The following is a 23877-nucleotide window of genomic DNA, read 5'->3' as shown; positions in this document are numbered from 1 at the left end:
CGTCGATGCTCCGGTTCCCTGATGGCAGGGCGGGGGAGCGGCCGTTGAGGCGGGACGGTGTCGGCGCGGATCGGTCTACGGCACCGAGTGGGCCGCGCCGGCCGAGGCCGTGTACGCCTCCAGAGCGGACCGCGGCTCCCGCGCCAACAGCCCACGCAGAGCGTTGAGTTCGATGCCCGTGCCGTCCAGGAAGCCGGCCGCGATCGCCGAATACGTTCCCACGAGCATCGGCAACTGATAGGGCAGCGCCTCTCCGGCCGCAGCGATCGATTCCCGGGCTCGGGCGAGCGAGCCGGGCACGTAGGAGCCGCCGGCCGCTGCCGCCAGCTCCGTACCGCCGAGGGCTTCCTCGCCGACAAGCTCGTACGTGCGGCCCGCGTGCCGCTCCGGGGCGCTCACCACGCGAGCGGCCACCTCCGCGAGATCCTCGCGGGCGACTGCGGCCAGGCGCCCCGCGCCGAGCGGCGCGGTGATCGTCCCGTCGGGACCCGGGGCGGCGATGGCGGCGAGGAACTCGGCGTACAGGCCATTGCGCAGGATCGTCCACTCCAGGCTGCTCCGCCGGATTCGGCGTTCGGTCCAGCGATGGGGGAGTGCGTAGGCGAGGTGGTCGCCGTCGCCGCTCAGGCTGGTGTAGACGATGTGCCGTACGCCCGCCTTCTCGGCCGCCGTGATGGCCGCGTCGTGACGGGCGACGACCACGTCGTCCTCGCCGAATCCCGCGGAGATCAGCAACAGGGTGTCCACGCCCGTGAAGTCGAGCGATGCCGGATCGTCGAAGTCGACGCGGCGCTCGCCCGCGGAACGGGGTGTGCGGGTACCAAGCACCACGTCGTCGCGTACTGCCAGTTGCTGGGCGACGAGCTGTCCGAGTGCCCCGGCGGCGCCGGTGACCAGAATCATGGGAAGTCCCTCCTGAGCTGTGTGGTTCCATCCTCAGCAGAGGAACTCGATCGCATAAGGAGGCACTTTCATGTCAGCAGGGCACATGGCGGTAACCAGCCCGGCGAACGCCCCGGTGGCCGCCGAACCCGTGATCGTCTGCGACACACCACAGGACGAGTGCGGTGTCCGGGACGTGCTGGACCGGCTCGGTGACAAGTGGTCCGTCTACGTGGTGGTCGAACTGGCCTCTGGCATCCGCCGATTCAAGGAACTCCAGCGCGCCATCCCCGGCGACATCTCGCAGCGCATGCTCACACTCACCGTCCGCCGCCTTGAACGCGACGGTCTGGTGAGGCGCACGGTGTATCCCACGGTCCCGCCGCAGGTCGAGTACGAGTTGACGGACATGGGACACAGCCTGACTCACCTGGTAAAGGCCCTCGCCGACTGGTCGATCACCCATCGCCCGGCCATCGCCGCCTCCCACGAGGCATGGGACACGGCCCACCAGGACTCGGACGCCCGCTGACTGCTCGGTGCGGCGGCACCAAACCGGTCGCCCGTGCCGCGCAGAACACCGCGGCCGACGGCATCGAACCGAGCGCCGAGCAGCTTGCCGAGCTCGGCAGCCTCACCTTGGCCGCCGACGACCACCACGATGGGACGGGCACGCGGCTGCTCGGCCGCTGAGACAGCCGCCCGCATCAGGCAGCACGGCTACGCGCGAGCGCCGCTGTCGAAACCGCCGCGGTGACGCCGGTGAGCCGCTTCCGTTAGGGGTTCCGGCGGCATTGTGGGTTCCGGGAGGAGGCTGTCACCCTCCCCGTAGGCGGTGGACCGAATCGCGGACCACGATGTGGGTGCCCAGCAGGACAGGGTGGAGGGCGGCGGGTGGTCAGCACCTGGAACTACGGAGCGGTCACAGCTGCCCAAGGCGGGCCCACCCTCGTCGGTGACATCCTCGGAGACTGGCGCGAGGAGGCCGTGTACACCAACGCGGCGTACGACGAGTTGATCGTTTTCTCGACGAACCGGCCGACGAACACCCGGCTGTACACGCCGGTGCACAACCCCGCCTACCGGAACGCCATGACGTTCAAGGGGTCTGGAGCTGCTGTCACTGGAGCGCGCTCAGGGGTGTTCTGGTGAGCGGGAGTGAGCGCTGGTTGCCTGTTCTGCGTTGAGTGTCCGGGTCGTGGCGTGGGCTTTCCGTTGGGGAACTGACGTTCTTGCATCGAATGCGTGACCTTCACGGGTGGCGCTCGTTGAGTGTGGTGACAGGGGTCTTTGGGTGGGGGTGACGAGGTGGGTGGGCTGAGGGAGGTGGCGCCATCGTTCGTCGCGTCCGGCCCGAGTGGTGTGGCGATCCGTACCCGTCTCAAGTACCTGGCACCGGACGATGAGAAGGTGCTGCGTGTGGTGGGTGCGCATCTGGGCTCGCTGGCTTCGGTGGACCTCAAGGCGCGCTGCCGGGACGGCTTGTCGCATTCCGGCGGCTCGTGGGCGGTGCGTAAGCGGGAGTTGACGCCGCTCTCGTCGTCGCGCTGGGCGGGCAGTATCACCAAAGCCACTCATGACCAGTGGGCGCTGGCCCGCCGCTGCCAGTTGACCCACATCCAGAACCTGGAAGCGGGCGTCCGCACGCTGACGCACCGGCTGTCCCTGCCGGTCGGGCAGAAGGGGACCAAGGGAGCACCGGGGGGCTACCGGTCTCGGCGGGAGTGGCATGCGAAGTCCCGGCGACTGCGGGTGCTGGAGGACCGGCTGGCCGCCGCGCGGGCAGACCGTGAGGCCGGACTCGTACACGTCGTACGGGGAGGCAAACGGCTGGCCCGTGCCCGGCACCACCTGGACCAGGCAGGGCTCACCGAGGGCGAGTGGCACCGGGCCTGGGAGGCCGAGCGCTGGTTCCTGGCCGCCGACGGGGAGTCCGGCAAGCGCTACGGCAACGAGACGATCCGCATCAGCCCCGACGGCGAGGTGAGCATCAAACTCCCCGCGCCGCTCACGCATCTGGCGAACGCCCCGCACGGACGGTACGTCCTCGCCTGCCGGGTCACGTTCGCGCACCGGGGCACCGAATGGGCCGACCGCGTCGCAGCCAACCGTGCCGTGGCCTACCGCCTCCACCTGGATGCGGACCGCGACCGCTGGTATGTGACCGCCTCCTGGCAGATCCCATCCATCCCCACCCTCCCGCTGGACGCCGCGCTCGCCCACGGCGTGATCGGCGTCGACATGAACGCCGACCACCTCGCCGCCTGGCGTCTCGACGCGCACGGCAACCCGACCGGCGCCCCGCGCCGCTTCTTCTACGACCTGTCCGGCACCGCCGAGCACCGTGACGCCCAGGTCCGCCACGCCCTCACCCGGCTGCTGCACTGGGTCAGAACCTGTGGCGTGAAGGCGATCGCGGTCGAGGACCTCGACTTCACCGCGGAGAAGACCCGCGAGAAACACGGCCACAAGAAGCGGTTCAGGCAGCTGATCTCCGGCATGCCCACCGGGAAGCTCCGCGCCCGACTCAGCTCGATGGCCGACCAGACCGGCATCGCGGTCATCGCCGTCGACCCGGCCTACACCAGCCGTTGGGGCGCCCAGCACTGGCAGAAACCCCTCACCAGCACGACCCGTAGGACCACTCGCCACGACGCTGCCGCCGTGGCGATCGGAAGGCGCGCCCAGGGACACCCGATCCGGCGACGGACGGCACCGCCCCCTGCTCACCGGAGTGATGAGCAGGGGCATCGGACCGTCCAGGCCGGTCGGCGTGTTTCTGGGCGTGAGGGAACCCGCCCCCGCGTCCCCGGACCACGGACACGATCCGTGCACGCCGGACGCGGAGCGAATGCGGGCAACCAGAACGCCCAACACCGTTCGGGGCGTTCGGCTGAGCACGAGTCCTGGCTACAGGACTCACCCCCGCTCAGTCTCTAGGAACGGTACATGCAGTCCCACCACGTCGACTATTTCCTGGGAGCCGGCATGGCCGGGCCGCCTCGGCCGAACATCGCCTACGCGGGAGGCGGTTCCGCTGCCGTCACCGCGGCAGCGTCGGTCCGCCCCGCCGGCACCCGCAGATAGTCCCCTCCCAGCAGGCGCATCGCAATGAGCCAGGCGGGCTGCTGCCGGCGGCGGAGCGCATGGCGACCCTGAAAGGCTCCGCCGCCTGAGGGCTCAGCTCGTCATCGCGTCGCGGACGAGTGCGGTGTCGACGAACTGCTCGAAGCGGACGATCTTCCCGCCGCGGACGACGAAGTGGTGGGCGACGCGGACGACGAGTTGCTTCCCGGTCTCCTTGTTGGCGGCTGTGTAGCGGGCGAGGACGACGACGTTCTCGCCGTCGGCCACATAGGTGTCGTCATGTGCCGTCCACTCGTCCCAGTCCTGTGCGAGCTTCTCCATCACGTGGGAGGTGACCTCGTGCGGGGTGCGGTAGGTGCCCGCCAGAGGGAAGCCCGCCATCTCGGTCCACTCGACGTCGGGGGCAAGGGTGGTGCGCAGAGCCTCCAGGTCGCCGGCCGCCGAGGCGAGGTACTGGCGTCGGACCACGTCGGTGGGGGAGTCGGAGTTCGCGAAGTCGGTGCTCGGTGCGGTCATGGTGGTCAGCCCCACGTCATTTCGCCCTTGGCTACCTTCGCGCCGATCTGTGCGGCGATCAGCATGCCGTGGTCGGGGTGGCGCTTGACCATCGCGTCGGTCAGAGAGGCCCCGTCGGAGGCCTTGCCGAGCTCCTCTTCGAAGGCGGTCAGGTAGTCCCGCGTGGCCGTGATGGCGGACGCGTCGGCCGGGGTGTCGGGCAGGCGGTGGCCCGGGACGACCAGCTGCGGATCGAGGGCGGTCATCTCGTCCAGCAGGTCGATCCATGCGGCGCGCTGTTCGGGCTCGACGGTGTCGGCGACCCAGACGTGCTCCTTCTGGAAGAGGAGCACGCCGCCGACGACGGCGCGGTGCTCGGCCTGCCACAGATAGTGGCGGTCGGGCAGCTTCGCGCCGCCCCCCTTGAGTTCGAAGCGGTGGCCTTCGAGGGTGAGGTCGTCGGTGAGCGGCTCGATGTCGACCAGGCGTGTGGGCAGGTTCGCCCCGAGCGACCCCCATGCCTTGAGTTTGCCCTCGTAGGAGTGCTGGATGTGCTCGATGACGTGGTCGGTGGCGACGAACCTGGCGTCCGGGAAGGCGTCGGCGAGGACTTCGGCGCCGAAGTAGAAGTCGGGGTCTCCGTGGCTGATGAAGACGTTGGTCAGGGTCTTGCCGGAATCGAGTACCTCTGCGGCGAGTCGGTGGCCGTCGGCCCGTGTGAAGCCGGCGTCGACGAGCAGGGCTTCGTTCTCACCGGTGACGAGGGTGGCGGTCTTGTTCTTGACGCCTGCGGGGAAGTCGAGGTCGAGGACCTTGAAGGACAGCGTGCTCATGAGTGCTCCTTGAGGGGGCGGCGGGGGACGGCGGATCAGGGGGTCGGGGTGAAGCCGAGGGGCGCGAGGCGGCGGTCCACTTCGTCGGCGGTGGCGTGGCCGCGGGCCAGGGGGACGGCGCGTGAGCCGTCGACGGCGAGCAGGGTGGGGAAGGCGGTGACGCCCAGTTCGGCGGTACGTCGGAAGTCGGCCTCGGCCGCCTCCTGTGCCTCGGGTCCTTGGAAGGCGGCGACGACCGCATCGGCGTCCAGCCCCACCGTCTCGGCGACCTGACGGTAGGTCGCGGGATCGGACAGGCTGCGACCGTCGACGTAGAAAGCGTGCTGCAACACCATCCCCAGCTCCGCCGCACGGTCGGGGGCGGCCTGCCGCAGGGCCGCGACACCGCGGGCGGCGGCCTCGGAGTCCATCACGAACGAGCCCTCGGCGATGAGCTGTTGGTAGCCCGCTCCGAACCGGGCGCCGGTGATCCGGCGGATCTCGGCGTTGGCTTCCGTGATGTAGCTGAAGTTGCTGATCGCGACTTGGCGCCTTCCGGTGAAGAGACCGCCGGAAACCACCTCCACCGGCAGTTCCGGGTGGCGGGCGACGACTTCGCGCAGTGTGCCGGAGAAGCCGTGCGACCAGCCGCAATACGCATCGAAAACGTAGATCAGTTTCATCGAAGACCTCGACGGGGGAGACGCCTGCCTGATGCAGGTGATTCACCTGACGAAACAGTAACTGACGTGTCAGATATTTCAACCTAACTGTGAACTGCGCCACAGGTGTGTGTCCGACACCGATGGACCGGCGTCGGCGCTCAGGTACGGGTCAGGGCAGACGGGGCAGCATGTCCCGAGCCGAGTGGCTGAGGATGCGAAGGTCTTCCATGAACCGTTCACGGTGCTCGGAGGGGAGTGGCCCCGCGAAGTAGCGCGTGATGTTCTCCACGTGGATCCGAGAGGCGCGGACCGTTGTCTCCTCGCCGAGCGGGGTGAGCCGCACCAGCTTCCCTCGTCGGTCGTCGGGGGATTCCACACGTGTCACGAGCCCGGCCGCCACCATGCGGTCCACCAGCCGGGTGGCGCCGCCCGTGGTCAGGACCTGTTCCTGGGCGATGGCCCGCATCGACAGACCCGGTGAGCCCGCCCTCCCGAGGATCAGCAGCACCTCGAACATGAGATGGCTGATCTCGCACTCGTCTTCGAGGGCTCGCCCGAGGATGTACTCCAGCCGGTTGGCCGCCCCTTGCAGACGTCCGAACGCCAGGATCAGCTCGTGGTCCGCGGCCTCCTTCGCCGTCCCGATCCCTGCGTTCTCGCTCACGGCTCAGCCGCCCCTTTCGCCGTCCCGGGTATCACCGTACCGATCATGCCCGTGCCAAGCAGGGGTGACGGCGGACACGGCCCGGCCCGCGCTGCGGCGTGAGGTCGAGGAGGCCACGTCGCGCGGCTTCGGAAACGGCCGCGGCACGGTTGTCGACACCGAGTTCGCGGTGGATCCGCGCCAGATGCGTCTTGAGGGTGGCTCCGCGCAGGAACAGGCACTCGGCGATGGAGCGGTTGCTGTGGCCGTCGGCCATCAACCGGACGGCGTCCTTTTCCCGTTGCGCCACGTCCGTTCGCAGGCCGACTGCCTGGCCGACCAGATCGCCGACGATCTCCGGTGCGAGGCCCATGTCTCCGGCGTCGGCACTGCGCACGGCGCGGAACGGTTCTTCGCGGACCCGCTTTGAGCACGTACCCTCGGACGCCGGCCTCTGGGGTACGTACGACGTCGAAGCGGCCCGGAGTGGCTGGTCGGCGTCACCACATGCCGTCCTGCCGAGTCGGCGTGTCACCGCCGGCGTGGACCACGAGGCTGCCGCCTTCAGCCAGGGCGGCCCGGGAGAGCTGGTCGAGTGTTCTGGTCCGCTCGGCTTTGGTGGCGCCTCGGGAAGCGGCGGGGGAGGCGGCCGCCGGGGCCGCGTACAACTGCCCCGGCGTATTGGGCAGTGCCGTTGTGGCCGGCGCCATTGTGGGCAGGCGTGAAGAACCTTCGCGTCGCCCGGTCGCGGCGATCAAGCATGCGAAAGGCGGAATCCGCGTTCAGTCGATGGGTTGACCGCCCTGTCGCGACTCGGTGTCGGCGGCCTGCTCCGGGGCGTGGGCGGTGGTCCGGCGCGGCACGAGGGCGGGGGCCAGGCTGACCTGGACGGAGGTCTTGTGACGGTCAGTGATCCGTTCCTGGACGAGACGGGCGGCGTTCCCGCCGATCGCGTGGCCTGCCTGGTCGACGCTGGTCAGTGACACCGGGCCGAACGCGGCGATCGTCGTGTTGTCGTAGCCCGCCACCGAGATGTCCTCGGGAACGGAGAGGCCGGCTTCGGCGACAGCCTCCAGTACGCCCATCGCCACGACATCGGCTCCGGCGAACACGGCTGTGGGGCGCCGGGGGCGGTTCAGCAGTTCCTTGGCACCCAGGCGGCCGCCCTCCTGGGTGTAGCTGGTGGAGGCGACGTCGATGAACTCCGCGAGACCGTGGGCGCGCATGGCCTGTCGGTATCCGTCGGCACGCCGGGCGTTGGGCATCTCCGCGAGGCGGGTCGGGTCGGTCTCGTGGTGTTCGATGTGGGCGATCCGGTGGTGGCCGAGACCGGCAAGATGGCCGACGACCAGGGTGGCACCCTCGACGTCGTCGTTCACCACCGTGTCGTACAGGGAGGAGGAGCCGTGCCGGCCCACGACGACGGTCGGTACGGCGGAGGCAAGGCGCTCGAGGTGGATGCGCGAAGACACGGGTGCGACCAGGATCAGGCCGTCCATTCCGCGGTCGATCATCGCCTCGGTGACCCGGGCCTCCGCCTCCTCGCCGTTGCAGCCGGGCCCCAGGAGTACCTGGTATTCCGTGTTCTCCAGCGCTTGGGTGATGCCGTCGAGGATGTCGGGGAAGAAGGGGTTGCGGATGTCGGGCAGCATCACGCCGATGGTGTACGTCTGCCCGCGGAGGGCCCTGGCGCCCGCATGCGGCCGGTAGCCGAGCTCGTCGATCGCGCGGCGCACCTTGGCCCGCATCTCGGGGCTGGCTCCGTACGCGTTGCGCAGCACCTTGGACACGGCGGTCGTGGAAACCTGGGCGTGTCGTGCGACGTCGATGATGGTGACGCGGCGGCGCGGTGCTTGCGGCTCCATCCGGTTCCTCTCCTCTTGGGCAACGTTGCCGAAGAGTGTACGTACAGGCCGACAGCTCGGCAGGTCCCTTGCGAGGGCTGCGCCGTTTCTCCGTCGTAACAATCGTGCAGCGTGCGCGGCATCTTGACGTCACGCAGGACGCTCTCTAAGGTCTGGCCACACCTTGTGGGGAACGTTACCCATCGGCGCTACAAGTGATCGGGCACCGCGTCGGTTCAACCCATCCCGCGACGAAGCAGTGACAGTCGTTCCTCCCTCAGTCCAACCGACCGCAGTGCCGACCCGACAGTCTGTTTGAAACGTTTCAGGAAGGAGGTGCGTCGGTGGCCCTCGCTCCGAACGAGCACCTTCCGGACCAGGACCGCCCTCCGGACGTGGAGGCACCTCCACGAGTACGACGGGCGCGTGCCACGCCGCCCTGGTGGTTCGCACTTCCCGCCCTGGTCCTGTTCGCCTTCGTCGTCCTGGTGCCGAGCATTCGCGGTGTCTACTACGCCTTCACGGACTGGGACGGCCTGGACCCCAGCTTCTCCTTCGTGGGCCTGGACAACTTCGCCGACATGCTCCGCGATCCCGATGCGGTGCAGGCGATCTGGCACACGCTGCTGATCGCCGTGTCGATCACGGTCGTCCAGAACGCGCTCGGCCTGCTGCTGGCGCTCGGCGTCAACTCGGCCATCAAGTCCCGGAACCTGCTCAGGGTCTTCCTGTTCGCTCCGGCCGTGATCACACCGATCGTCACCGCGTACCTGTGGCGCAACCTGCTCGGCCCCGACGGAGCGGTCAACAGCCTGCTGGGCGCGGTCGGCCTGGACGGCTGGCGGCAGGACTGGCTGGGCAGTCCGCAGGTCGCTCTGTGGTCGGTGGTCGGCGTGATCGTCTGGCAGTTCGCGGGCTACTCGATGGTCATCTTCCTGGCCGGGCTGCAGTCGGTGCCCAAGGAGGTGCACGAGGCGGCGGCCATCGACGGGGCGGGCCCGGTGCGGCGCTTCTGGTCGGTCACGCGGCCGCTGCTGGCTCCGGCCCTCACCATCAACCTGATGCTGTCGATCATCGGCGGGATCAAACTCTTCGACCAGGTCTACGCCTTGACGGGTGGTGGACCGGGACACGCCACCGACACCATCTCGACGCTGATCTACAAGGACGCCTTCACGCTCGGCGAGTTCGGCTACAGCATCGCGCTCGCGGTCGTCCTCACGATCATCGTCGCGGTCGTCTCGACCGGACAGTACCTGGTGCTGTACCGCAACGAGAGGGCCGCGTCATGAACCGCTACCGTCCGAGCACTCTCGCGCTCGAACTGGCGATGATCGCCGCTGCCCTCTTCGTGGGCTTCCCCGTGTACGTACTGGTCAACCTCGCGGTGCGGCCGGCGTCGGACACGTCCTCGCCGATCAGCCCGACCACCTCGCCGACCCTGGACAACTTCTCGCAGGCGTGGCAGCAGGGCGCGCTGGGCGGGGCGTTGGGCAACAGCGTGCTGGTGACGGTCTGCAGTGTGGCCGTCGTGCTGGCCGTTTCCTCGCTCGCCGCGTATCCGCTGGCCCGTGTCACGGCACGCTGGTCGCGCGGCACGTATCTGCTGGTCCTCCTGGGCCTGGTCCTGCCCTTCCAGCTCGCCTCGCTGCCGCTCTACCAGACCATGCGGGACCTCGGTCTGCTCGGCACCCCCTGGGCGTTGGTCCTCTTCTACTCCGGCCTGCAAGTGCCGTTCACCGTCTTCCTCTACGTCGGCTTCCTGCGCGCCCTGCCCCGCGACTTCGAGGACGCGGCCCTGATCGACGGATGCACACCGCTGCAGGGCTTCCGTTACGTGGTGCTGCCGATGCTGAAACCGATCACCGTGACGGCCCTGGTGCTCAACACCGTCGCCATCTGGAACGACTTCTTCACCCCACTGCTGTACCTCAGCGGCAGCGCCCAGCAGACCATGCCGGTCGCGATCGCCGGCTTCGTCGGCCAGTACGTCACGGACTGGAACCTCATCTTCGCCGCACTGGTGATCAGCATCCTGCCCGTCCTGCTCGTCTACTTCCTGTTGCAGCGCAGCATCATCAACGGTTTCGCGGGAGGGCTGAAGGGATGACACGCGAGTCCCACCCGACCAGCACGGCCGTGGCCTCTTCTCCGAGGGAGACATCGTGAAGACACGTATACCGACGGTCCTGCCGGCCGTTGTGACAGCTGCAGCCCTCCTTGCCGCCTGCAGCGGCGGCACCAAGGCGGGTGACTCCGGCGGCGGTGGTTCCAAGACCCTGACACTCGCCTCGGTCGACCAGGGCTCGGTCGAGGGGGTCGTCAAGGCCTTCGAGAAGGCCAACCCGGGCGTCAAGGTCCGCTACACCACCAGTGGCGCAGACCAGTACCAGCAGCAGATCCGGACCCAGTTGTCCTCGGGCACCGCACCCGACGTGATGTCGGTCTGGCCCGGCAACGGCAACCCCGCCGCGACCTACGTCCTCGCCAAGCCGGGCTACCTGCGTGACCTCTCGGACCAGCCCTGGGCCGCCGGGATGCCCGACGCGATCAAGAGCGTCGCCCAGTACGAGGGCAAGACCTACAACGCCATCTTCGGGCAGAACGGCATCGGCGCGGTCTACAACCAACAAGCGCTGGAGAAGGCCGGACTCAGGCCCCCGGACACCTGGAAGGACCTCCTGGCGTTCTGCCGGGCCGCGAAGGCCAAGGGAACCCCTGCCTTCGCACTGGGCAACCAGGACAACTGGGTGACCCAGCTCGTCCAGTACGCGCTGGTCGCCACGACCGTCTACGGCGACGACCGCGACTTCGACAAGAAGATGCAGGCTGGCCAGATCACCTTCGCGCAGTCGCCATGGTCCACCGCCCTGGACAAGTACCTGACGATGGAGAAGACCGGCTGCTTCCAGAAGAACCCACTGGGCACCAACTACGAAGCCAGCCAAGGCCTCGCCGCCACCGGCAAGACGCTCGGCATCGTCCAGGGCAACTGGGTGATCGCCCTCCTCAAGGGAAAGAACCCCAAGGGCACGTTCACGTTCAAGGCGCTGCCGGCGACCGACGACCCGTCCGCAACGATCGTCCCGGCCGCGGCGGGTGCGGGCTACGGGGTGAACGCCAAGGCGAAGAACAAGGACTTGGCGCTGAAGTTCGTGAACTTCGTGATGTCTCCCGAAGGCATGAACCTGTTCGTCGAGAAGCAGGGCGGTCTGCCCTCCCTGCCCGACACGGGCTATGCGGTCGACCCGTCCCTGACCGAACTGTCCAAGTTCATCGGGGAGGACCGCACAGTGCCGTTCATGGACCAGCTCTGGCCCAACCCCAAGGTGCAGCAGACCATGCTCAGCGGCCTCCAGGAGATCTTCAGCGGCCAGTCCACGCCGGAAAAGCTCCTCAAGGAAATGGACACCGACTACAAGGCCGGGAGCTGACCACGGGGCCGTCGAGCGTTGGGCGACCTTTCACATTTCCTCAGGGTTCATCGAATCAACGGAGGTTTGGCATGTCCCGCATACCGGGCGGAGCGTTGAGCCGTAGACAAGTGGTCGGCACCGTGGCCGTCTCCGCGGCAGGGCTGGCGCTGCCCACCGTCCCCGGCCTCCCCACACAGGAGGCCCACGCCGACGAGGAGGGCGACAGACACGGAGCGAGGGTCACCGGTCTCGCCGTCGACGGACGCGAGGACAACCCGCTCGGCGTCGACGACCCCGCCCCGCGACTGAGTTGGCGCGTCGTGGGCGTCGGTGCGGGATGGACTCAGGCCGCCTACCAGATCCGCGCGGCGCGCACGGAGCAGGATCTCGACAGGGGCCGTCTGCTGTGGGACAGCCGCAAGGTCCGCTCCTCGGCCCAGACCGACGTCGCATGGCACGGTCCCGTACCGTCCTCGCGCGACCGGATCGTCTGGCAGGTGCGGGCGTGGAGCACCAAGGGCGAGGCGACACCGTGGAGCCGGCCCGCCTCGTGGGAGACGGGGCTGCTCAAGCGCTCCGACTGGGGCAAGGCCCGGTGGATCGAGTATCCGGGCCGCACGGTCGACCAGCCACTGCCCGTGTTCGCCCGCGCCTTCCGGGTGGACAGGCACAGGGGGAAGATCGTCAGGGCGAGGCTGTACCTGTCCGGTGTCGGACTGCACGTGGCCCGGCTCAACGGCAAGCCCGTCACCGACGAGGTGCTCGCCCCGGGCAACTCGAACTACCAGCTCTCCACCGAGTACCGGGTCTTCGACGTCACCGGCCTCATCCGCAACGGAGACAACACCCTGGGCGTCGAACTGGGTCATGGCACAGCGCTGGTGACCCGGGCCGTCACGAATCCCACGACCGGCCGCACCGCCCCGTACAGCTGGTGGCAGAGTCAGTTCAAGGGCGGCGGGGCCCTCCTCGCCCCCGCTGCCCGAGGCGCCACCACCATCAGGGTGAACAACGTGGCCAACTACCACGTCGGCGGCACTCTCAACATCGACACCGGCGACGGCGGCGAGCGCCTGGAGTCACGCACGATCACCGCGATCGGCACCGCGGGCGCCGACGGCACCGGCATCACCTTCGAGCCCGGGCTGGCCTCCGCACACGAGAGCGGTGCCGCCGTCACCGGCTCGGGCAACTCGCTCGCGAGCACCGATCCGAGCGCGGGCGCCGCCGTCACACCACGTCTGATCGCCCGCCTGGAACTCACGAAGGACGACGGGACGGTCGAGACCGTCGTCAGCGACCGCTCGTGGAAGACGGCTCTCGGCCCGACCACCACCGCCAACTGGTACTCCGGAAGCGACTACGACGCCCGCCGCGAGCAGCCCGCCTGGACCGCCCCTGGCGCAGACCTCGGTGCATCGGCGAGACGGCGGGACGGCACGGCAATGAGCTGGGCCGACGCCGGAATCGCCCCGCCCCCCAATCTCACCACCGAGCTGGTGTGGCGCGTGGCCGAGCCGCTCAAGGTCGTCGACACACTGCGTCCGGTCAGCGTCAAGCAGCCGCAGCCCGGCGTGTGGGTCTTCGACTTCGGGCAGAACTTCGCCGGCCGGCCGCAGCTCCGGCTCGATGGCCCCCTCCCGGCCGGCACCACCGTCAAGCTGTACCCCGCCGAGTCGCTGAACGCCGACGGCACCGTCAACCAGGCGTCGATCACGGGTGGCGGCGCCGCTCGCGGTACCAACGTGTTCGCCGCCTACACGACGTACGGCGACAAACGGGGCGAGAAGTGGCACCCGCAGTTCCACTACTTCGGCATGCAGTGGCTGCAGGTGACCGGCCTGCCCGCGGACTACGTACCGACCCGGGACACGGTGACCGGCCTGCAGATCCACGCGGACGTTCCGTCCGCCGGTTCCGTGCGGACCTCCGACGACCGGATCAACCGCATTCACCGCATGGCCCGCTACTCGATCATGAGCAACACCATGTCCACCTTCACGGACTGCCCAGGCCGCGAAAAGCTCGCCTACCCCGCCGACTACGTGCAGCCCTTCGGCTCCCTGCACCGCACCTTCGGATACGCGGCCTACCTGCGCACCATGCAGCGCCATCTGGCGGAGGGGCAGTCCCGGGCCGGCGACGACATCGGCAACGTGGCGCTCAAGGCCCCGGTCTACGACTGGGGCTACACCGGCCGGTTCGGCGACGAGATCAACTGGGGCAACGGCATCATCCTGGTGCCCTGGCTGCTGTACGAGACGTACGGCGACACGCAGACGATGGCTCGCTACTACCCGCAGATGCAGGCCTTCCTCAACTACATCAGGACCAGGAAGGCCGGGACCGGCACGGACGCCTACATCGTGAATGCGGCCCTGGCCGACTGGATCGCCGGCGAGAACACCACGGGCCGCATCACCGGAACCCGGGGCTACCACCAGATCGCGGACCGCATGGCCCGGATGGCAGCGCTGATCGGACGCGATGTGGACGCGTCCGAGTACCGCAACCTCGCTTCCAACATCAAGGACGCGTTCAACGACGCCTTCTACAACGCGGCCCTCGGCCGGTACACCGCCGAGGGCGACAACGGCGGTGCCGGGGCGACGCAGGCCGCACAGGCGCTGGCGCTGGACGAAGGCCTGGTACCGGAGGGCGAACGCGGGAGAGTTCTCGACGCACTGGTGGAACTGGTCCGTGCCCACCAGCCGTTCGGCGGCGGACCGCATTTCAGCGGTGGCACCATCGGCCTCGCACCGATCGTCAAGGCTCTCCACGAGGGTGGCCGCGACGATGTCCTCTGGGAGGTCCTCCAGGAGGACACCCGCCCGAGCTACGGCTACTTCATGGCGCCCACCACCGCCAATCCCAACGGGCTGACGACCGTTCCCGAACAGTGGGACATGGGCAACTCCAAGAACCACATGATCCTCCTCCAGATCGAGGAGTGGTTCCACAGCGGCCTGGTCGGCATCCGCCAGGAACGCGGCAAAGCCGGCTACCGCGAGCTCGTTGTCGATCCCCGACCTGTCGGCGGACTCACCCGGGCTGAGGGCAGCTACCGCACACCGTACGGCGTGGTGTCCGCGCAGTGGACCCGCAAGAACGGCAGGTTCCGCCTCGACGTGACACTTCCGCCGAACACCACGGCGGAGATTCGGATGCCCACGGGCGACCGTGCCACCTACCGCGTCGGCTCGGGCAGGCACACGTTCACCACCAGCGATCCGCTGAGCGGTTCCCGGAAGACCGAGAGGACCAAGGCGTGAGCCGTGAAGCGCACAGCGCGGACGACGCCCACCACGATCTCCGCGGGGGAACTGCACCTCGCGGACACGGAATGGCACTGGACCGTCGAACCGTGCTCGCGGCGACTGCCGGTGTCGTGTCGGCAGGAACCGGTGTCGTAGGAGGCGGAGTGAGCGAGGCAACGGAAGTGTCCCGTCGTGCGGAGGACGGCGCGGTGACGGGACTGACGGTGGAACACCTGACCGATCCCCTCGGTGTTGATGCGGGGAGGCCGCGTTTCGGGTGGCGCATGCGGGCCGCCGCCCGAGGGAGGAGCCAGGGGGCGTACCAGATCCTCGTGGCGAGTTCTCCGGACAGACTGAGCCCGGCCCGAGCGGACATCTGGAACAGCGGCCGCGTCCGCTCCTCCGACTCGGTGGCCGTCCGCCACGCGGGCAGGTCACTGCGCGCCTCGACCCGATACCACTGGACTGTCACCGTGTGGGACGCCGAAGGCCGCCCGGCCGGTACCGCGTCCCCTGCCTCCTTCGAGACCGGCCTCATGAGCACCGACGGCGTCGGCGGATGGGAGGGAGCGCAGTGGATCGGGATGAAGGGCAAGGCTCCCAACTCGGCCGGGGCGCCGATGCTGCGGAAGGAAGCAGCGCTCAAGAAGCGGACCCCCGTCCGCGAGGCGCGGCTCTACGTGTCGTCCCTGGGCGTGTACGACGCCTACGTCAACGGACGCCGGGTGACCGTGGAGCAGGACGGCGCTGCCACGATCGAACTGCTGCCACCGGGCTCGACGAACTACGACGCGCGCGTCAACTACATGACGTACGACGTCACGAGCCTCGTGACGCGCGAGTCGGACGTCACCCTCGCGTTCGTCCTGGGCAACGGCTGGTACAACAGCCGTATCTCCGAGGGCAGTACGTACTACTCGCAGGACGGCAACGCTCTGGCGGTCAAGGCCAGGCTGCTGATCCGGTACACCGATGGGGCCTCGCAGACACTCGTCACCTCTGCGGGCGGCGGCTGGAAGGCCACGGACACCGGCCCCTACCGCGCCGACGACATCTACGACGGCCAGACCTACGACGCCCGCAAGGAGCTGCCCGGCTGGACGGCGCACGGCTTCGACGACGCCACCTGGACGGACGTGGAACGAGTCGCCTTCGACGACAGGTTCCCGGAGGCTCAACTCCTCGCCTACCCCGGCGAGAGCGCACGCCTGACGCCGAAGTGGGACCGGCGGCCGCAGTCGATCACCGTGGCCACCGGAGTGACCGGACAGGACAACAGTCCCAACGGCCGAGGGCGTATCGTCGTCGACCCCGCCCGGACGGTGACCGACCCCGCGAAGGCGGCCTCCGCACCGGTCACGATCGGCGACGGCGAGACGGCCGTCTTCGACCTCGGCCAGAACATGGTCGGTGTCGCCCGCTACCGTCTGCGCGGCCCGGCCGGAGCCAAGGTCGAGTTCAGGTTCGGCGAGATGCTGAACGACGACAGCGTCGGCGCGGACGGACCCGAGGGCTCCGTCTACCGGGCCAATCTCCGCAGCGCCAAGGCCACCAGCACGTACATCCTCAAGGGCGACCGGAGTGGCGAGACCCACCAGGACTCCCTGACCTTCTACGGCTTCCGCTACGTCTCCGTCACCACGACGGACACTGTCACGATCACCGGCCTGACCGGGAAGGTCGCCACGTCCGCGATCCGCGAGACGGGCAGCTTCACCACCAACGACCCCGACATCAACCAACTGGCGAGCAACATCCGTTGGGGCCAGCGCGGCAACTACCTCTGGGTGCCCACCGACTGCCCGCAGCGCGACGAACGCCTCGGCTGGACCGGCGACACCCAGGTCTTCGCGACCACCGGCCTCTACAACGCCGACGCCGGTGTCTTCCTCAGCCACTTCCAGGACACCGTCGTCGACTCCGCCGTCATCTACGGCGCGGACAAGGCCCAGTTCACCGGTGTCGCCCCCGGCGGACGCTACAACTTTCCCGGGGGCGGCAGCGGTTGGGCCGACTGCGGAGTCGTCCTGCCGTGGACGGTCTGGCAGATGACCGGCGACGCGGCCATCGTGAAGGACAACTGGCCGGCCATGACCCGCTATCTGGACTGGATCCGGCAGCAGACCGGCGACACCCACGCCGGACAGGGCTCCCTCACCGGCGACTGGCTCGCCCCGCAGAAGACCAGCGCCCAGATGATGAGCGACATCTACTACGGCTACAGCACCCGGCTGATGGCTCAGATGGCCCGCGGGATCGGCCGGACGGCTGAAGGAGAGGAGTACGAGCGGCTCTTCGGGCACATCAAGCAGGCATTCATCGCCAAGTACCTGAGCACCGAGGGCGGCACGGTCACGGTGAAGTCCAGTCTCGGCGACGCCTCCCCGATCGAACCGGGCGCCGACCCCAACCAGAAGACGGAGGACAACAGCCAGACCGCCCTGGTGTGGGTGCTCAAGCTCGGCTTCTACCAGACGCAGGCCCAACGCCGTACTCTCGTCGGCCTGTTGGCCGACAACATCGGCAACGACGCGGCCTACAAGGCTGCGCACCCGAACAGCAGCCGGGTGCGGTACGCCGAGAACACGCTGTCCGTCGGATTCCTCGGCGTCAACCTCCTCGCCCCTGTGCTGAGTGACGAGGGCCGCGCGGACCTGGCGTACAAACTGCTGCACCAGGACGCGCTGCCGTCCTGGCTCTACTCGGTGAGGAACGGCGCGACGACCGTCTGGGAGCGCTGGAACTCCTACTCCGAGGAAGACGGGTTCGGCCCGGTCAGCATGAACTCCTTCAACCACTACGCCTACGGCGCGATCATGGAATGGATGTACGCCTACATGGCAGGCATCGCCCGTGACCCGGACAGCCCCGGCTTCAAGCGCTTCCTTCTCCAACCCCACATCGATCCGACGGGCCGAGTCACTCGGGTCTCGGGCTCGTACGAGTCGCCGTACGGCGAGATCAGGAGTGAGTGGGCGGTCGAGGACGCGGGCCGGACCCTGGTGTACGACGCTGTCGTTCCCGCGAACAGCGAGGCGACACTGCGTCTTCCGGCCGCTTCCGCCGATGCTGTCCGAGAGGGACGAAAGCCGCTGTCGGAAGCGAACGGGATGCGTTTCGTCGGCCACGACGACGGAGTGTCCTCGTACCGGATCCCGTCCGGCCACTACCACCTGACCGCCCGGCTCCACTGAGCTGCGGACGTCGTACGGACCAGTGACCGGTCCGCGGTACGGGTACCGCGGACCGGTTGGTCGATCTGTGCCGCGTCAGCACCGCCAGGATGCCTTCGTACGGGACCTCCTCCACCAGGTCGCGACAGCACACCGTGCCGCGGCGGACTCGGCCGGAGTCACCCTCACCGTCCGTAGGGCCATGGCGCGTCGTTTCGTGGAGGCCGGTGCCGGCGTCGTACTTCCGCGCGGCGCACGGAACTTGTAGCAGGGGTTCGCTCACGCTGATGTCCGGCGGCGGTGGATGGGTCCTGCGCTCCAGGTCAGGGACGTGCCCGAGCCCTCGTTCAGCATGCCGCCCGTGGCGGTGGCTTCGGCATCGTGGGCCTCACCGAACGCGTCACCGCCCTCGGCGGCGAACTGCGCACCGGCCCGCGCCCGCACACCGGCTGGGAGGTCATGGCCGCGCTCCCCACGGTGGGGACGGGCGCGAAGCGACTCGCCCTCTGAGGCAGCCCGCCCTCAAGGACGTCAGCCGGGCGGCAGGCAGTGGTCGCCGGGTGCGACAGTCTTCAGGTACGGGATGCGGCCCGGGCAGCTCAAGGAGATCCGGACGTTCGATCCGGAGTGTCAGGGCGAGCTGGTCGTTCACTTCGCAGCAGGCCACCTTGCGTCGTCTGAACAAGGCGTTCGCCGTGTTCCTCCGCCGCGTCAAGTCCGGTGACACGCCCGGCTATCCGCGCTCTCGCGGGGTGAACCGGTTCGACACGGTGGACTGCCCCAACGACGGCGACGGCCGCCGGTGGAAAGGTGAGGGTCGTCGGTGGTTCGTCGTCGCCGAACTGCACGGCAAGGTCCGCCGGCAGCGGCCCGACCACGTACACAAGACCGCGCTCGGCCTGGTCCGCGCACACGACGTCATCGCGCACCACCCAGGAAAAGTTCCACTGTGTCGCCTACGGCCACAGCACACACGCCGATACGGTGGGTGCTCTTAGCGTTCTACCGGCCGGGCTGGTCCGTCGCAACGCCAACCCGGCAAAGCGAGAAGCCCCCGGCTCCAGCCGTAGGAGGAGTCACGACCATCGAAGTGCGCCCGGCTACGGTCTTCGAGGACGTCCGCACCCTGGTCGGCCCGAAGTCACCCGGGGCCAGCGTCTGTTGGTGCCTGAGCTACCGGATCCCGTCCAAGCTCAACAACGAGCTTCGCGGGCCGGCCCGCGGCGAATACGTCGCCGAACTGTGCCGTACGGGACCCCCTCTGGGAGTACTCGCCTACGACGGCGACGAGCCGGTCGGCTGGGCCGCGGTGGCGCCCCGCGCAGACACCTCCTTCGCGCGCAACCGCAAGATCCCGCACGTCGACGACCTCCCGGTCTGGTCGCTGTGGTGCATCCGCGTACGCCCCGGCCATCGGAAGCACGGCATCTCGCACGCCCTCATCGCCGGGGCGGTCGAGCACGCCCGCGACCAGGGCGCACCGGTAATCGAGGCCTACCCCCTCGACAACGGGGACGCCAAGGTCGACATGACGATGGCGTACGCGGGGCTCCGTAAGAACTTCGAGCGCGCCGGGTTCACCCACGCCGCCGACACCACCTCGGTACTGGCCGGCCATCCCCGCATCCTGATGCGCCTCGACCTGCGCTGACAGTCGGCAGGAACCATCCCAACTCGGCTCGTCTCCTTGCTCTTTGGCCACTGGCCGGGCCGGTCGCCGCACGTCGGGTCAGGTGGTGGACTGTGTTTCGATGACGGCGATACGCCCGCCCTGCGCCAGGTGTGCCCGGCAGTTCTGAACGATGCGGACGCAGTTCGCGTCGTCCCAGTCGTGCAGGATGTACTTGAGGACGTAGAGGTCCGCCGCCGTGACGATGTGGGGCAGGTCGAACACCCCGCCGTTGAGTTCGGGGTTGGCTCGCATCATGGCCCGGACGACGTCCCGCCGGCTCCGCCGATGTCCAGCGCGAGGTCGACGCCCTTGGTGTCCAGCACGGCGGCGACGTCGAGGGCGGCGGCGCGTGACAGATTGCTCATGGACTCGGTGACGGAGGAGGCTTCGTCGAGGCGCTTGGCGAAGCCAGTCGAAGATGTTCGCCTCGCCATGGGCCGCCGTGACCTGGTGTCGGCCCGTTCGGACGGCCTCGGGGACCTGCCCCACGACAGCTGATAAGGGCTGTCCCGTAGCTGCCGCAGAGCGAGCAACAGCCCTGCGGCAACGGGGCGGTTTCGAGTTTCGGGGCGGCCTGGGTCACATGGCTGATCGCCGAAGAGTCTCCCGCCACTCGTCCACCACATCGCGGGACTCATCCAAGGCGGGATCTCGACTTCCGCCGGGTGCGTAGGCCGGGGACCGGTCCGCGTGGAGCGGCTCATGGGCGCAGTACCAGGCTCGCTTGGCACCCGCTTGCTCCGCGTCCGTGCCTGTCAGTAGATAGTCGAGCAGTGCGGTCGTGGCCCGGCGGCGTCCGAATGCGTAGACCGCTGGTTCGACGAACCAGCGACAGAAGCGGGGGTCCGGGTCGTAGACGGCTGCGGCCATCAACGAGGCGAAGAACTCTTCGGGCAGGCAGGGGCGTTCGAGTAGCGGCTTGCGTGCCGCATGGGCCAGGTGCCGCGCGCGGCGGGCTTCCGGCACGCCGGCCGCGTTCCCGAGGTCCAGCAGCTGCGCCACCTCGGCGGCGCATGACAGGAATGACTGCGCAGGCGAATCGATACTTTTCACAACAGAACAACAATGATGCTCAGCCCCGCTGAGGTGAAGCAGGCTTCGCGTACTTGGACTGTTCCTGTCAGGGGGATCATGCGTCGCGTTGTCACGGCACCCGCGCTTGCAGCGGCCTGCTGCCTCAGCCTCACCGCCTGTTCCGACCGCGACGACAGAAGCGATCCACAGCCGAGTCCGCGCACCGCGCTCACGTTGGGGCAGGGCTCCGACACCGCCGGGGTCGACGGCAAAGGCACTGTGAAGATCACTGCGGACAGCGTGGCCTACGTCGAGACAGCCGGCTCATCCGCCCCGGAGCACGATCTCTTCGCCGTCGTCAGGTACGACGCCGCAAATCGGTCCAAGACCCCGGTGACAAGCACTGTCGACACGGGTGGCTTCCGATGGAAACCACCCGACGGGCATACCGTCAGCGCGGGTAACACCACGGCTGCGCGCGGGGTGTTTGCCTTTGGATCCAGTGAAGGTGGAGCAACAGTGCCACCCAAGGTCCTCACAACCGACACGATTGCCTTCGACATCACCACCGCCCGGAAGGGAGCCACCCTCATCTACGTCGACGGCGACGACGTCACTTACCGATGGAAGATCCCTCCCACAAGCTCCGGATCTACAGCCACCGCACTGGAGTCCGCCTTGCAGTAGTGCTGCACCTCTGGCGAAGCTGATGCACTGGCCATCGACTTCTCCCGGCCGGCACGCTACAACGACTCGTCCGACTCACCCGACACTGCCAAGACCCCTGCCCTCACTGGACAACCCCCACCCCATACGGGCCAACCTTTGGTCTGGTGAGGAACCCTGGATTTCGGAAGGGCGGGCGAGGCGCCCGTCGATCGGGCGCGATTGGCACGGCAGAGGGGCGTAGGCGCGGTCCGTGGTCCGTCAGTCTGGGGCGTCGCTGGTCTGGAGATCCACTTGGCGGGTTTCTCCGTTGCCCAGGGTGACGTCGGCGGCGACCGGGGAGGAACCGGAGGCGACGACGGTGTAGGGGCCCGGGGTCAGGCCCCTCAGGGTGTACGTGCCGTTCTCACTGGTTGTGGACGTGGTCACGACATCGCCATGGGTGTTCAACAGGGTGATGTGGGCGTGGGGGACGGGACGATCGGTGTGTGCGTGGCGCACGGTGCCGTGCACACCGCAGATCGCCGTCAGCGTGAGGTCCGAGAGGGCCGGTTCCGCACCCGTTGTGACCTGTACGGCGCGGGGCTCGTGCCCCTTGGCCGACACGACCAGCATGTGCGAACCGGGTTCCGCTGATGCCAGCTCGTACGCCCCGTCCTGACCCGATCTGGCGATCGCCTTCTGGTGGCCGTAGCGGTCGACGAGTGTGAGGGTGGCGTGGACCAGCGGCTTGCCGGCGCTGTCCCGTACTCTGCCGCGCAGTTCCAGAGCAGGTGGCGTGGCCGAACCGGCCTCAATGGCCGCCGGCGAGGCCATGGCTGCAGGCGTCATGGGTGTCGGTGAAGTGGGCAACGGCTTGGTGCGGCCACGGATCAGTGAAGCGGCCGCGGCGGCCAGGGCCATGGCGATGGCGAGGGAAAAGACGATGACCAGACCGTCGTGGAACGGCTGCGAGATCAGGTGGGGGAAGAACTCACGCCCCGTGAGGTGCGCTGAGGCAGTCGCGCGTGGTTGCGGACAGATGGCCAAGGCGCGTCTGGTCGCGGCTTGATGGTTCGGAGAAGGATCAGGACCACCGAGTCCTACGATGAGGGGGCCCGCCTTCCGCCCGACCAGCAAGGAACACCAGGCCGTGGACGTCGAGTTACCTCCGTTCGTACGCGACAGCGCCACCCGGTTCGGGGCCGGTGTGCCGTACGCCCTGAAGGTCCTGGCCGGCCAGTTGGCCGACGACCCGGACATGGGTCGGCCCTCGAATCTGCCGGGGATCCTCACCGTGACGGTGGACGGCGAGCTGTTCGAGGACTGCCCTGCCCTGGCCGTCGGCTACATCCGCGAGCCCGACCGGATCGAGATCCGGTATGTGAACCCGATCTCGTTCGCCGAGCCCGCGGAGTCCGCCGAGCCCGTTGCGGACGCCCAGGACCAGGAGCAGCAGGAGGGGCACGCAGACTCAGCCACCGACGCGGTCACCGTGCGGGAGGTCGCGGATGCCTGGCAGCGCGTCACCGGCTGGCTCCAGCGGAACGCCCCCGATTCCTACGCCGCGCTCCGTGCCGGCGCCCGCCCCACCGCCATCGCCGCCCTGGAGGGTGACCTCGGCATCCGGATACCCGTCGAGTTGCACGTCCTGTGGCTGCTGACGGCGGGTGAGGACGGGGCCGATGGCGCGGGATGCCTTCCGGGCAATTGGGCTCTCATGACCCTGGACGCCGTGGCCGCCACCTACCGGCTGAAGATGGACTCCCAGGCCGACCATGACACCTTCAACACGGACCGCCCCGAGGACGAGCGGATCACCGTGTGGAAGGCAACCTGGATTCCGGTTGTCGCCCTGGGCCCGGCTGACGGCACCTCGGGCCTGTACCTGGACGCCGCGACCGGCTACCTGGGCCGTTGGTCCCGCTACAACGAAGCCCCGGGCGAGGAACTCGACACGCTGGTCACCTACTTGGAAGAGGCTGCCGACATGCTCGAGGCCCCGGCCCTGGCCACGCGGGACAAGCCCGGCCTGATCGGTGGGGCGCTGGTGTGGCTCAGCAGCATCAACCCCGCACAGGAAGACCGGTGGCAGCCCTGGACCGGCTGACCACACCGGTCGTTGTCCGTCTCTTCAGTGGGTGACCAGCAGGCCCCGGCTGCGCAGTACTCGCCGCTCCAGCGGGCTGAAGATGAGCAGGTCGATGGCGATTCCGACGATCAGGATGAGGAGGATGGCGAGGAAGACCATGGACATGCTGTTGGCGGTGCG

General features: G+C 68.6%; 25 protein-coding genes and 2 pseudogenes. 14 read left to right on the top strand and 13 right to left on the bottom strand.

What is annotated here, in order from left to right; all coding sequences use genetic code 11:
• Positions 1-75: 75 nt before the first annotated feature.
• Positions 76-903 (bottom strand): NAD(P)H-binding protein, encoded by an 828-nt coding sequence (locus O3Q52_RS05900; RefSeq protein ID WP_269647726.1) that lies wholly within the window; start codon positions 901-903, stop codon positions 76-78.
• A gap of 70 nt (positions 904-973) precedes the next feature.
• Between O3Q52_RS05900 and O3Q52_RS05895 the strand changes: the two genes are divergently transcribed.
• From O3Q52_RS05895 to O3Q52_RS05875, 5 genes are all read left to right on the top strand, one after another.
• The gene (locus tag O3Q52_RS05895; RefSeq protein WP_269647725.1) at positions 974-1414 is read left to right on the top strand and encodes a helix-turn-helix domain-containing protein; all 441 of its coding nucleotides are present in this window, start codon (positions 974-976) and stop codon (positions 1412-1414) included.
• On the top strand, positions 1378-1575 hold the full coding sequence (locus O3Q52_RS05890; RefSeq protein ID WP_269647724.1) for a hypothetical protein: 198 nt from the start codon (positions 1378-1380) through the stop codon (positions 1573-1575). The genes O3Q52_RS05895 and O3Q52_RS05890 overlap by 37 nt, the downstream gene beginning before the upstream one ends.
• A gap of 201 nt (positions 1576-1776) precedes the next feature.
• Positions 1777-2034, top strand: a complete 258-nt coding sequence (locus tag O3Q52_RS05885; protein WP_269647723.1) for a hypothetical protein — start codon at positions 1777-1779, stop codon at positions 2032-2034.
• Positions 2035-2208: 174 nt separating this feature from the next.
• A complete protein-coding gene (locus O3Q52_RS05880; RefSeq protein ID WP_269647722.1) occupies positions 2209-3822 on the top strand; it encodes an IS200/IS605 family accessory protein TnpB-related protein in 1614 nt (537 codons plus the stop codon).
• Between the two features lie 9 nt (positions 3823-3831).
• On the top strand, positions 3832-3969 hold the full coding sequence (locus O3Q52_RS05875; RefSeq protein ID WP_269647721.1) for a hypothetical protein: 138 nt from the start codon (positions 3832-3834) through the stop codon (positions 3967-3969).
• Between the two features lie 93 nt (positions 3970-4062).
• On the opposite strand, the gene O3Q52_RS05870 is transcribed toward O3Q52_RS05875, so the two are convergent.
• The 7 genes and pseudogenes from O3Q52_RS05870 to O3Q52_RS05840 form a co-directional block, all read right to left on the bottom strand.
• A complete protein-coding gene (locus O3Q52_RS05870) occupies positions 4063-4485 on the bottom strand; it encodes a nuclear transport factor 2 family protein (RefSeq protein WP_269647720.1) in 423 nt (140 codons plus the stop codon).
• Between the two features lie 5 nt (positions 4486-4490).
• Positions 4491-5297: an MBL fold metallo-hydrolase gene (locus O3Q52_RS05865; protein WP_269647719.1), complete on the bottom strand. Its 807-nt coding sequence runs from the start codon at positions 5295-5297 to the stop codon at positions 4491-4493.
• A gap of 35 nt (positions 5298-5332) precedes the next feature.
• Positions 5333-5959, bottom strand: coding sequence for a DsbA family protein (locus O3Q52_RS05860; protein ID WP_269647718.1), 627 nt, complete (start codon positions 5957-5959; stop codon positions 5333-5335).
• Between the two features lie 151 nt (positions 5960-6110).
• Positions 6111-6605: a MarR family winged helix-turn-helix transcriptional regulator gene (locus tag O3Q52_RS05855; protein WP_269647717.1), complete on the bottom strand. Its 495-nt coding sequence runs from the start codon at positions 6603-6605 to the stop codon at positions 6111-6113.
• A gap of 43 nt (positions 6606-6648) precedes the next feature.
• A complete protein-coding gene (locus O3Q52_RS54105; protein ID WP_332112871.1) occupies positions 6649-6861 on the bottom strand; it encodes a LuxR C-terminal-related transcriptional regulator in 213 nt (70 codons plus the stop codon).
• Between the two features lie 232 nt (positions 6862-7093).
• Positions 7094-7294: pseudogene (locus O3Q52_RS05845) on the bottom strand (hypothetical protein); the annotation flags it as partial.
• 72 nt (positions 7295-7366) lie between these two features.
• Positions 7367-8449 (bottom strand): LacI family DNA-binding transcriptional regulator, encoded by a 1083-nt coding sequence (locus O3Q52_RS05840; protein ID WP_269647716.1) that lies wholly within the window; start codon positions 8447-8449, stop codon positions 7367-7369.
• 323 nt (positions 8450-8772) lie between these two features.
• On the opposite strand from O3Q52_RS05840, the gene O3Q52_RS05835 reads away from it, so the two are divergent.
• The 7 genes from O3Q52_RS05835 (at position 8773) to O3Q52_RS05800 (ending at position 19925) form a co-directional block, all read left to right on the top strand.
• On the top strand, positions 8773-9720 hold the full coding sequence (locus O3Q52_RS05835; protein ID WP_269647715.1) for a carbohydrate ABC transporter permease: 948 nt from the start codon (positions 8773-8775) through the stop codon (positions 9718-9720).
• Positions 9717-10538 (top strand): carbohydrate ABC transporter permease, encoded by an 822-nt coding sequence (locus O3Q52_RS05830; protein ID WP_269647714.1) that lies wholly within the window; start codon positions 9717-9719, stop codon positions 10536-10538. Before O3Q52_RS05835 ends, O3Q52_RS05830 begins: the two co-directional genes overlap by 4 nt.
• Positions 10539-10593: 55 nt before the next feature.
• The gene (locus O3Q52_RS05825) at positions 10594-11862 is read left to right on the top strand and encodes an ABC transporter substrate-binding protein (RefSeq protein WP_269647713.1); all 1269 of its coding nucleotides are present in this window, start codon (positions 10594-10596) and stop codon (positions 11860-11862) included.
• A gap of 71 nt (positions 11863-11933) precedes the next feature.
• Positions 11934-15116, top strand: a complete 3183-nt coding sequence (locus tag O3Q52_RS05820; RefSeq protein WP_269647712.1) for an alpha-L-rhamnosidase — start codon at positions 11934-11936, stop codon at positions 15114-15116.
• A 71-nt stretch (positions 15117-15187) separates the two neighbouring features.
• Complete coding sequence (locus O3Q52_RS05815) at positions 15188-18295, top strand: alpha-L-rhamnosidase (protein ID WP_269647754.1); 3108 nt, start codon at positions 15188-15190, stop codon at positions 18293-18295.
• 360 nt (positions 18296-18655) lie between these two features.
• On the top strand, positions 18656-18784 hold the full coding sequence (locus O3Q52_RS05810; RefSeq protein ID WP_269647711.1) for a hypothetical protein: 129 nt from the start codon (positions 18656-18658) through the stop codon (positions 18782-18784).
• 574 nt (positions 18785-19358) lie between these two features.
• Positions 19359-19925, top strand: a complete 567-nt coding sequence (locus O3Q52_RS05800; protein ID WP_269647753.1) for a GNAT family N-acetyltransferase — start codon at positions 19359-19361, stop codon at positions 19923-19925.
• Positions 19926-20003: 78 nt separating this feature from the next.
• On the opposite strand, the gene O3Q52_RS05795 is transcribed toward O3Q52_RS05800, so the two are convergent.
• From O3Q52_RS05795 to O3Q52_RS05785, 3 genes are all read right to left on the bottom strand, one after another.
• On the bottom strand, positions 20004-20201 hold the full coding sequence (locus O3Q52_RS05795; protein ID WP_269647710.1) for a methyltransferase: 198 nt from the start codon (positions 20199-20201) through the stop codon (positions 20004-20006).
• Positions 20198-20380, bottom strand: a complete 183-nt coding sequence (locus O3Q52_RS05790; protein ID WP_269647709.1) for a hypothetical protein — start codon at positions 20378-20380, stop codon at positions 20198-20200. The genes O3Q52_RS05795 and O3Q52_RS05790 overlap by 4 nt, the downstream gene beginning before the upstream one ends.
• A gap of 145 nt (positions 20381-20525) precedes the next feature.
• Positions 20526-20948 (bottom strand): hypothetical protein, encoded by a 423-nt coding sequence (locus O3Q52_RS05785; RefSeq protein WP_269647708.1) that lies wholly within the window; start codon positions 20946-20948, stop codon positions 20526-20528.
• Between the two features lie 129 nt (positions 20949-21077).
• Between O3Q52_RS05785 and O3Q52_RS05780 the strand changes: the two genes are divergently transcribed.
• Positions 21078-21647, top strand: coding sequence for a hypothetical protein (locus O3Q52_RS05780; RefSeq protein ID WP_269647707.1), 570 nt, complete (start codon positions 21078-21080; stop codon positions 21645-21647).
• 240 nt (positions 21648-21887) lie between these two features.
• Here O3Q52_RS05780 and O3Q52_RS05775 read toward each other — a convergent pair whose 3' ends face one another.
• Positions 21888-22655, bottom strand: coding sequence for a carboxypeptidase-like regulatory domain-containing protein (locus O3Q52_RS05775; protein ID WP_269647706.1), 768 nt, complete (start codon positions 22653-22655; stop codon positions 21888-21890).
• A 58-nt stretch (positions 22656-22713) separates the two neighbouring features.
• On the opposite strand from O3Q52_RS05775, the gene O3Q52_RS05770 reads away from it, so the two are divergent.
• Positions 22714-23715 carry a hypothetical protein gene (locus O3Q52_RS05770; RefSeq protein ID WP_269647705.1) on the top strand — a complete coding sequence of 334 codons (1002 nt, stop codon included), beginning with the start codon at positions 22714-22716 and terminating at the stop codon, positions 23713-23715.
• 24 nt (positions 23716-23739) lie between these two features.
• On the opposite strand, the pseudogene O3Q52_RS05765 reads toward O3Q52_RS05770, so the two are convergent.
• Positions 23740-23877 (bottom strand): annotated as a pseudogene (locus tag O3Q52_RS05765) (ABC transporter permease); the annotation flags it as partial.

Origin of the sequence: Streptomyces sp. ActVer (assembly GCF_027270795.1) — a bacterium.
Lineage (GTDB): Bacteria > Actinomycetota > Actinomycetes > Streptomycetales > Streptomycetaceae > Streptomyces > Streptomyces umbrinus_A.
Note: the sequence above shows the minus strand (reverse complement) of the source record. Positions and strands in the feature narration are given on the sequence as shown.